This is a genomic window from uncultured Limnohabitans sp. (assembly GCF_937889215.1).
Lineage (GTDB): Bacteria > Pseudomonadota > Gammaproteobacteria > Burkholderiales > Burkholderiaceae_C > Limnohabitans_A.
Map to the genome: position 1 here is coordinate 1 of NZ_CALBEX010000352.1, position 9078 is coordinate 9078.

8 protein-coding genes are annotated in these 9078 nt (G+C 61.2%); 4 read left to right on the forward strand and 4 right to left on the reverse strand.

The window, feature by feature from the left end; all coding sequences use genetic code 11:
- Positions 1–26: 26 nt before the first annotated feature.
- On the reverse strand, positions 27–1004 hold the full coding sequence (locus Q0341_RS09025) for a 2-hydroxyacid dehydrogenase (RefSeq protein WP_299512322.1): 978 nt from the start codon (positions 1002–1004) through the stop codon (positions 27–29).
- Positions 1005–1184: 180 nt separating this feature from the next.
- Here Q0341_RS09025 and Q0341_RS09030 point away from each other — a divergent pair, with 180 nt between their 5' ends.
- On the forward strand, positions 1185–1568 hold the full coding sequence (locus Q0341_RS09030; RefSeq protein ID WP_299512325.1) for a hypothetical protein: 384 nt from the start codon (positions 1185–1187) through the stop codon (positions 1566–1568).
- Positions 1569–1694: 126 nt separating this feature from the next.
- On the opposite strand, the gene Q0341_RS09035 is transcribed toward Q0341_RS09030, so the two are convergent.
- Complete coding sequence (locus Q0341_RS09035; protein WP_299512327.1) at positions 1695–3545, reverse strand: DEAD/DEAH box helicase; 1851 nt, start codon at positions 3543–3545, stop codon at positions 1695–1697.
- Between the two features lie 269 nt (positions 3546–3814).
- Between Q0341_RS09035 and Q0341_RS09040 the strand changes: the two genes are divergently transcribed.
- The gene (locus tag Q0341_RS09040; RefSeq protein WP_299512329.1) at positions 3815–5002 is read left to right on the forward strand and encodes a 3'-5' exonuclease; all 1188 of its coding nucleotides are present in this window, start codon (positions 3815–3817) and stop codon (positions 5000–5002) included.
- A 137-nt stretch (positions 5003–5139) separates the two neighbouring features.
- A complete protein-coding gene (gene ettA / locus Q0341_RS09045) occupies positions 5140–6801 on the forward strand; it encodes an energy-dependent translational throttle protein EttA (protein WP_299512331.1) in 1662 nt (553 codons plus the stop codon).
- Between the two features lie 68 nt (positions 6802–6869).
- On the opposite strand, the gene Q0341_RS09050 is transcribed toward ettA, so the two are convergent.
- Positions 6870–7235: an Hpt domain-containing protein gene (locus Q0341_RS09050; protein ID WP_299512333.1), complete on the reverse strand. Its 366-nt coding sequence runs from the start codon at positions 7233–7235 to the stop codon at positions 6870–6872.
- 63 nt (positions 7236–7298) lie between these two features.
- Entirely contained in the window at positions 7299–8177 is an 879-nt protein-coding gene (locus Q0341_RS09055) for an NUDIX hydrolase (protein ID WP_299512336.1), read from the reverse strand.
- A gap of 157 nt (positions 8178–8334) precedes the next feature.
- On the opposite strand from Q0341_RS09055, the gene Q0341_RS09060 reads away from it, so the two are divergent.
- A partial coding sequence (locus Q0341_RS09060) for an SDR family NAD(P)-dependent oxidoreductase (RefSeq protein ID WP_299512338.1) occupies positions 8335–9078 on the forward strand: 744 nt, incomplete at its 3' end.

Genomic DNA, 9078 nt, shown 5'->3' on the forward strand with positions numbered 1-9078 from the left:
GACGATGAGTCGCAATGCGGGCATGTTCAGTGGCCTTGTGAACCTGCGCCCATGCCGATGCATTCGGGCACGGGGGAGCGCAGGGGCTGGCCGTTGATGCCTGCCTGCATGTTGGCGAAGGCCAGGTCCGCCATGGCCTGACGGGTTTCGGTGGTGGCGCTGGCCATGTGCGGCGTCAGCACCACGTTGGGCAAAGACCACAGGGCCTCTGGCACCTGCGGCTCGTTGGCAAAGACATCCAGACCCGCCCCGGCGATGGTGCCGTTTTGGAGGGCGGCAATCAGGGCGGTTTCGTCCACCACGCTGGCTCGGGCCACGTTGATCAAAAAGCCACGCGGGCCCAGTGCTTGCAGCACCTCGGCGTTGATCAGGTGCAGCGTGCCAGCGCCGCCGGGCGTGATGGCCACCAGAAAGTCGACCTCCGCGGCCAGCGCGGCAGCTGTGGGGTAAAAAATGAAGCCAGAGTCCGGTTTTTCAGAGCGGGCGGTGTAGGCGATCGACATGCCAAAAGCCTTGGCACGCTGGGCAATGGCTTTGCCAATGCGCCCCAGTCCCACGATGCCCATGCGCGCACCGGAGACCTTGCGTGCAAGCGCAATGGGGCCAGCAGGCCAGCGGCCGGCGCGTACAAATTGGTCGGCCTGCGGGATGGCCCGGCCCACCGACAGCACCAAGCCCATGGCCAGATCGGCCACATCGTCGGTCAGCACATCGGGGGTGTGGGTGACGGGAATGCCGTGTGCGATGGCGGCGGGCACATCCACACCGTCATAGCCGACCCCAAACACCGACACCACTTTGGCGTTGGGCAGTTGCGAAAGCAGGCTGCTGGGCACGCTGGCTTCGCCCGTGCCCGCCACGCCCACGATGCGCGGGGCCAGGTCGGCAAAGGCGTCCGGATCGGTCACATGGGTGCGGTCGTGCACGGTGTACAGCGACGCCAATGCGGTTTGGTAAAAGGGGTGCAATTTGGCCACGGCCAGCACATCGGGTTTGGAAGACATCAAATTTCCTGATCAATGGGGTATGTAAGCACAGGGGGAAACTGAACCGTTTGAATGGTATGCAAGTATCCAATCATCACACCATCGTACCTAAAGCTGGCGGTTTTTGTCACCTGACTTACCCTTGTAAGCTGTTGGCTGGGCGACAATCACGGTTTCTTTCTTTATCGAGAAACACCCATGACCGCTCTGAAAAAAGTTGTGCTTTTCACCGATGCCGATGGCCGAGCCCGTTTTCGCGACGAGTGGGTGGACCTGTCCGAGGGCACGGCCCAAAGCCAGTTGTCACCACTCATGCCCTCTGCGGGATTCCAGTTGCGGCAAAGCCCGGTGGGTTTTCGAAGCACATTCCACTGCACTGGCAAACCGCAGTGGCTGTTTGTTCTGGGTGGGCAGATGGAAATCTTTTTGCAAGATGGCAGCTCGCGTATTTTTGGGCCCGGCGAGTCGTTTTACTCGGCCGACACCTTGCCCGACGGCGTCAGCTTTGACGACACCGTGCATGGCCATTGGAGCCGCCAGGTGGGGCCTGATCCGCTGGTGACTTTGTTTGTGCGCGACTAGCGCGTGGGGGCATGTTGCCCCCAGGGTTCAGGACTGACAGCTTGCCGCTTGTGCCAGAGACAGGCACCAGAAGCAAAAAAAGAGACCGCCTTGGCGGTCTCTTTTCATGGGTTCGCAAGGCGCTGATCAGCGGCCAAAGCCACGGCCGCCACCGCCTCCATTACCGCCTCGGTTGCCACCGCCATAACCGCCGCCACCACCACCGCCGCCGCCATGGCGGCGACCACCGCTGGCCAAGCTGTCGATGCTGGTACGGGTCGGGTCAGGCTGGCCGCTGGTGCGCACGGGCTTGCGGTTGGGCAAGTCCAAGCGTGCGAACTGCGTGGTTTTCAGCGGGTCAATGTGGCGTGGCAACTCGTCGCCATCGTCACGGCGGCGGTCTTGGCCGCCTTGCCCACCTTGTGGGCCACGGGCTGGGCCACGGCCTTCAGGACGTGGGCCACGCGGTGCGGGACGGCCTTGGCCATCACCCCGGTTGTCAAAGCGCGGATCGCCGCGCTGCTCTTGTCCACGACCGCCTTCACGACCGCCTTCGCGGCGGCCATCGCCTTGCCCTTCAAAGCGTGGTGCGCCTTGCGGGCCATTGCGGCGCGATGGCGCTGGGCCATTGCGTGATGGACGGGCAGGGCCTTGGCCTTCGCCGCGTGCCTGACGTGGGCCTTGTCCACCACCACCGCCACCGCCGACTGCGACCTTGTTGTCACGGATGCGTTGCATCATGTCGCTGCGCGCGGCCTTGGCGGCTGCTGCCATGACATCGCGGCTCGGTGGCTTGCCTGCGCCGCCCCACAGGGTCTGGCGACCCATGGCGATGGGTTCGGCCACTTCCCCTGGCTCGGGGCCAAAGCCTTCGAGCAACTGCACTGGAATCTCTTGCTTGGTGAAGCGCTCGATGTCCATCATGAAGCCCTCTTCGTCCAGGCACACCAGGCTCACGGCCTCGCCGCTCGCGCCAGCGCGGCCTGTACGGCCAATGCGGTGCACGTAGTCTTCAGACACGTTCGGGATTTCAAAGTTCACGACGTGTGGCAAGTCTTCGATGTCAATGCCGCGAGCTGCAATGTCGGTGGCCACCAAAGCGCGGATGTCACCGCTCTTGAAACCGGCCAGCGCTTGCGTGCGGGCGGTTTGGCTCTTGTTGCCGTGCAGGGCCATGGCTTTCACACCATTTTTGGTCAAGAAGTCGGCCACATTGTTCGCGCCAAACTTGGTGCGGGTGAACACCAGCACTTGGCTCCAGTCGTGCTTTTGGATGATGTGCAGCAGCACGTCTTTTTTCTTGCCGCGGCCCACGGGGTGAATCACTTGGGTGATGCGCTGCACCGTGGTGTTGCTGGGCGTGACCTGGATGCTCTGAGGGTTCTTGAGCAAGTTGGCCGCCAATTCGCGGATCTCGTCGCTGAAGGTGGCCGAGAAGAGCAAACTTTGCTTTTCTTTGGGCACCAAGGCCAGCACTTTTTTCACGTCGTGGATGAAGCCCATGTCCAGCATGCGGTCGGCTTCGTCGAGCACCAAAATTTCAATGCTGGACAAGTCCAGGAAGCCCTGGCCTTGCAGGTCGAGCAAACGTCCGGGTGTGGCCACAAGAATGTCCACGCCTTTTTTGATCTTGCTGATCTGTGGGTTCATGCCCACGCCACCAAAGATCACGGTGGAGTCGAGCTTGAGGTATTTGCCGTAGTCGCGCACCGACTCTTCGACCTGGGCGGCCAATTCGCGGGTGGGCGTGAGCACCAAAGCCCGAATGGCTTTGCCGCCAAAGCGGTTTTGGCCAGGCTCGCTCAGGCTCAGCTTGTGCAGCATGGGCAGCGTGAACGCGGCGGTTTTGCCGGTGCCGGTTTGTGCACCCGCCAGCAAGTCTTGTCCGGCCAGAACGGCAGGAATGGCTTGAGCCTGAATGGGGGTGGGTGTTTCGTAGCCGAGCTCGCGCACAGCTTGCATGAGGGCCGGAGCCAGGTTCAATTCTTCAAAGTTCATTTTTCACAGAGCGCCATGTCCGGCGCAGGCATCGGCTCATTCAACCGCTGTTGGCAGTTACCAGTGTGGGCCGATAGGTCTTAAGGTGGGCATGGAAACCGCAGGCGCTTGTTTTGAGCGTTGCCTGGGTCAGGCCCCAGCAGAAGTGCTGATGCTGCGGCAACTGGAGGCTGCAGCGGTGTCAATTGTCGCACAAGTCGAAATCTGTTCCTCGGCCTTGCATTTGTTGCCTCTCTGGGGCAGCCAAAGTCGAGGTTTAATCTGGCACTATGAATAAATCTGATCAGATGAGTTTTCTCGGCTTTGAGGCCGGGGGCGTGGACAAGCCGAAAAAAACAGGGCGTGCCCGACAGACCCATCCGGTGGCGGTGCCCACGGCCGCTGCCTTGCCCATTGCTGTGCCCGTCTCGCCCGCCGTGGCCAATGCACAGGGCGTGGCCAATGCACAGGGCGTGGCCAACGCACACGCCATGGCTGAAGCACCCGCCGCACCCAGCCTGAACTTGGCGCAGGCCCCCACCAGCTTGCCCACCCTGCCCGAAAGGCCGCTCGCCATGACCGAACCCGAAGCCATGGCCCAAGCGCTGGCGCAGCACCCCGACTTTAAGGTGCTGCGGCGGCTGGTGCCGCGCACCGACTATGGGTCGTTGAACGGCCAAGCCACCCAGCGCGTGATCGTGCTCGACACCGAGACCACCGGGCTGGACAGCAAGGGCGAAAAAATCATCGAATTGGCCATGCTGTCGGTGCTGGTGGATGCGGCCACAGGTGCACCCGTGGGCCCTGTGACCATTTATGAGTCGTTTGAAGATCCGGGCAAGCCGATTCCGCCGCAGATCACCGAGATCACGGGCATTGACGACAGCATGGTGCAGGGCCAACGCATCGACGACGCGGCCGTGACCGCGATGGTGCAGCAGGCCGATTTGGTCTTGGCGCACAACGCCGGGTTCGACCGCCCTTTTGTGGAGGCACGTTTTCCGGTGTTTGCGGGCAAGGCCTGGGGGTGCTCATTTCAGGGCATCGACTGGAAGAAAGAGGGGAGTGGCTCGGCCAAGCTGGAGTTTTTGGCGTCCGAGCGCGGCTGGTTTTACGACGCGCACAGGGCGCAGGTCGATTGCCATGCTTTGCTGCAGGTGCTGGCCTCGCCCCTGGCCGATGGGCAAACGGGCCTGATGCGCCTGTTGGCGGGCGCCGAGCAGACGCGCTATAAGTTGCGCGCCACAGGCGCACCGTTTGAGGCCAAAGACAAGCTCAAATCACGCGGCTACCGCTGGGACGGCGAAGGCCGGGTCTGGTGGTGCAGTTTGGGCTCTGACACCCTGCTGGACGCCGAATGCGTTTGGTTGCGGGCCGAGGTCTATGGCCAGCGCAGCGCCCGGGTGCAGCTCGAAGCGATGAACAGCCGGGTGCAGTATTCCAGCCGGTCAGGCCTGTTGACGGAGCGAGCGGTCTAATTTTTCATGCGCAAGTCTCACAAGCTGGGATAATGCCGGGTTGCACACGCCGCACCTGACCTCACATGCAGGTTTGCGGTGCAGAGCCGACGCCTTTGGGGTGTCCGGTCTGTGCCCATTTTTTTTCAGGGTTACACATGGCTCAATACGTATTTTCGATGAACCGGGTTGGCAAGATCGTCCCCCCGAAGCGTCACATTCTTAAAGACATTTCGCTGTCTTTCTTCCCCGGAGCCAAGATTGGCGTGCTGGGCACCAACGGCTCGGGCAAGTCCACTTTGCTCAAGATCATGGCGGGCATCGACAAAGAGATCGAGGGCGAAGCCATCCCGATGGCGGGCCTGAAGATCGGGTATTTGCCGCAAGAACCCATCATGGACCCTGAGCAAACCGTGCGCGAAGCCGTGGAAAGCGGCATGGGCGAAGTCAAGGCCGCGCAAGCCCGCTTGGAAGAGGTGTATGCCGCCTACGCCGAAGAAGACGCCGACTTTGACGCGCTGGCCGCCGAGCAGGCTCAACTCGAAGCCATCATCTCCACCGCAGGCGATGCGTCCGAGCACCAGCTCGAAATCGCGGCTGACGCGCTGCGCTTGCCTGCCTGGGACGCCATCATCGGCAAACTTTCCGGCGGTGAAAAGCGCCGCGTGGCCCTGTGCCGTTTGCTGCTCTCGCGCCCCGACATGCTGCTGCTCGACGAGCCGACCAACCACTTGGACGCCGAATCGGTGGACTGGCTGGAACTGTTTTTGTCGCGTTTCTCGGGCACCGTGGTGGCCATCACCCACGACCGTTACTTCTTGGACAACGCGGCCGAATGGATTTTGGAACTCGACCGGGGCTCCGGCATTCCTTACAAAGGCAACTACTCCAGCTGGTTGGAGCAAAAAGACGCCCGTTTGGCCACCGAGCAGCGCACCGAAGATGCACGCTCCAAGGCCATGAAGAAAGAATTGGAGTGGGCGCGTTCCAACCCCAAGGGCCGTCAAGCCAAGAGCAAGGCCCGTTTGGCCCGATTTGAAGAGTTGAGCGACCACGACTACCAAAAGCGCAACGAGACCCAGGAGATTTTCATCCCTGTGGCCGAGCGTTTGGGCAATGAAGTGTTTGAATTCAAAAACGTCAGCAAGTCCTTCGGTGACCGTTTGCTGATCGATAACCTGAACTTCAAAGTGCCTGCGGGCGCCATCGTGGGCATCATCGGGCCCAACGGCGCCGGTAAATCGACGCTGTTCAAGCTGATCGCGGGCAAAGAGCAGCCCGACAGCGGTGAAGTCACCATCGGCCAGACCGTGCGCATGGCCTTTGTGGACCAGAACCGCGATGACTTGGACAACAACAAAACCGTTTGGGAAGACGTCTCGGGTGGTCTGGACATCATCAACGTGGGCAAGTTCCAGATGGCCAGCCGGGCGTATTGCGGCCGCTTCAACTTCAACGGTGGCGACCAGCAGAAAAAGGTCGGCATGTTGTCCGGCGGTGAGCGCGGGCGTTTGCACTTGGCCAAAACCCTGATCGAAGGCGGCAACGTGTTGCTGCTGGACGAGCCCTCCAACGACTTGGACGTGGAAACCCTGCGGGCGTTGGAAGATGCCTTGCTGGAATTCGCTGGCTCCATCATGGTCATCAGCCACGACCGCTGGTTCCTGGACCGCATCGCTACCCACATCCTGGCCGCAGAAGGCGACAGCCAGTGGGTGTTCTTTGACGGCAACTACCAAGAGTACGAAGCCGACAAGAAACGCCGTCTGGGCGAAGAGGGCGCCAAGCCCAAGCGTGTGCGCTTCAAGGCTTTGAAGTAATCTCCGAGAGGAAACGAAAAAACGGGCCCTTGAGGCCCGTTTTTTTGTGCGTAAGAGGTGTTTGCCGGTCAGTTGGGGCTGTGGCTGTCCAGGTGTGCGATCACTTCCATGCGCAAGGCTTCCAGTTGGGGGGACAGTTGTTTGTAGACCGTGCGCAATTCCTCGGGTTCGGCGTGTTTGCTCAGGTCTTCCACGCGAACGACGTGTTCGACCAAGCTGTCAACGCAAAACACCGGGGTGAAGCCCTTGAGTTGGTGCAGGATGCGGTTGGCCCCATAGACATCGTCTTTGTCGAGCAACTCTTGTAGGCGGGGCAAATCATCGCTCAGTGTCTGTTTCAGGGTCTTGAGCAGTGACAACACCCCATTGGCGTCGCCAATGAATTCCATGGCCCGGTCAATGGACAAATAGATTGGCTGTGGTGGATTGCTCATAGGTAAATGTTACATGTGAATACAAAAATCACGTAAGCAAATGAAACGTGAGACCCACGTATTCTAGTCAAGCAAAGCGGCCAATCCCAACTCTGGCTCAAAACGTTTGTTTTTGAACATCAAGCGGCTCGGTCCAGGGAAGGCGGCTTGCCCCACAGAATGGCGCGGATCGCCCGGGTAACAGATGGTGCGGATGCCGTCTTGGTCAAAGGGTTCGGGCTCGATCACGGGGGGCTTGCGGCTTAGGGCTTCGGCCATCACGCTCTGGGCGTGGCGGTGGCGGCTCAGGTGCACCAAACTCATGATTTGCGGTGGGGCCAGCTCGATCTCGCGGTCCCAATAGCGCAGCAGCGCCTCGCGGGGGTTGATCCACAGGGTTTCGGTGGCCTCAAAGTTGTCGTGCTCGGCCAGTTGGTCGTCGGGCACTTGGGTGACAAAAAACCGGGTGTCAAAGCGCTTGTTGGTCACCGAGGCTTGGCGCGGTGTGATCCAGCGGCACCAGGGCAGCAGGGGCTCTGTGTGCAGGGTCAGGGCCTGCGCCTGAAAGGCCTCGTGCCAGTTTTGGCCACTGCGCAGCGCTTGCAGCAGGGCATGGGCCTGTGGCTCGGCGTGCGCTGCACAGCCCAGCAACACCCGGCATTCTTCGTAGGCTTCTCGCATGGCGGCCACAAACAGGCCCGAGGCGCGTTCGGCCGGGATGTCGGGTTCATTGAGCCTTTGGTGCAAGGTGGCACTGTCTTGGCTCAGGCGTTGCAACCAGGTGGGATGCTGGTCTTGCGGGTCGAGCTTGCCGCCTGGAAACACATACACCCCGCCCAGCACGTTCGAGGCTTGGTGCCGGCGCATCAGCAGCACTTGCAAGCCGCCCGGGCCGTCGCGCACCATGACGACGGTGGCGGCATCCAAAGGGGGCGTGGTGACGGTTTCGGTGTTCAGTTCCATGGGGGTGTCAATCGGGTAACAGGTCGGGTCAGGGGGCTGGTTTAAAGTCGTCCACGAACGCAGGGGCTTGGACAGTTTTCAGGTTAGCAGATCAAGCCGAGCGGAGGTGTCGCCCATTCGCCCCTGCCGATTATTTTTAAATTCACAAGGAACACACATGAGCATCGATTTCAAAGGCCGTGTCGCCATCGTCACAGGCGCTGGGGGCGGTTTGGGCAAGCAGCACGCGCTGGCACTGGCCGCACGCGGGGCCAAGGTGCTTGTCAATGACTTGGGTGGCGATGTGCATGGCGTGGGTGGCTCGGTCTCGGCCGCGCAGGCTGTGGTCGACGAAATCCGCGCCGCTGGCGGCGAAGCCCTGGCCAATGGCGCTTCAGTGACGGATTTTGTGGCGGTGCAAGCCATGGTCCAGCAAGCGGTGGACGCTTGGGGCCGGGTGGACATTTTGGTCAACAACGCGGGCATCTTGCGCGACAAGAGCTTTGCCAAGATGGAATTGGCCGACTTCAAGCTGGTGATGGACGTGCACGTCATGGGCGCTGTGCATTGCACCAAGGCCGTTTGGCCCCACATGCAGGCGCAAAGCTATGGGCGCGTGGTGATGACCACTTCGTCAAGCGGTTTGTATGGCAACTTCGGTCAGGCCAACTATGGCGCGGCCAAGATGGCGGTGGCTGGGTTGATGCAGACCCTGTCCATTGAAGGTGAAAAGCACAACATCCGTGTCAATGCTTTGGCCCCCACTGCCGCCACGCGCATGACCGAAGGCCTGATGCCCGAGGCGGTGCTGCAAGCCCTGGAGCCCAGCGCTGTGGTGCCGGCCATGCTGGTCATGGCCAGTGAGGACGCGCCCAACCGCACCATCATTTGCGCAGGTGCGGGCAGCTTTGAGGTGGCGCAC

What these genes read in the sequence shown, in the direction of transcription:
- Q0341_RS09025 (WP_299512322.1), bottom strand. Translation starts at nt 1,004, where the DNA reads ATGTCTTCCAAACCCGATGTGCTGGCCGTGGCCAAATTGCACCCCTTT.
- Q0341_RS09055 (WP_299512336.1), bottom strand. Translation starts at nt 8,177, where the DNA reads ATGGAACTGAACACCGAAACCGTCACCACGCCCCCTTTGGATGCCGCC.
- ettA (WP_299512331.1), top strand. Translation starts at nt 5,140, where the DNA reads ATGGCTCAATACGTATTTTCGATGAACCGGGTTGGCAAGATCGTCCCC.
- Q0341_RS09040 (WP_299512329.1), top strand. Translation starts at nt 3,815, where the DNA reads ATGAATAAATCTGATCAGATGAGTTTTCTCGGCTTTGAGGCCGGGGGC.
- Q0341_RS09030 (WP_299512325.1), top strand. Translation starts at nt 1,185, where the DNA reads ATGACCGCTCTGAAAAAAGTTGTGCTTTTCACCGATGCCGATGGCCGA.
- Q0341_RS09050 (WP_299512333.1), bottom strand. Translation starts at nt 7,235, where the DNA reads ATGAGCAATCCACCACAGCCAATCTATTTGTCCATTGACCGGGCCATG.
- Q0341_RS09035 (WP_299512327.1), bottom strand. Translation starts at nt 3,545, where the DNA reads ATGAACTTTGAAGAATTGAACCTGGCTCCGGCCCTCATGCAAGCTGTG.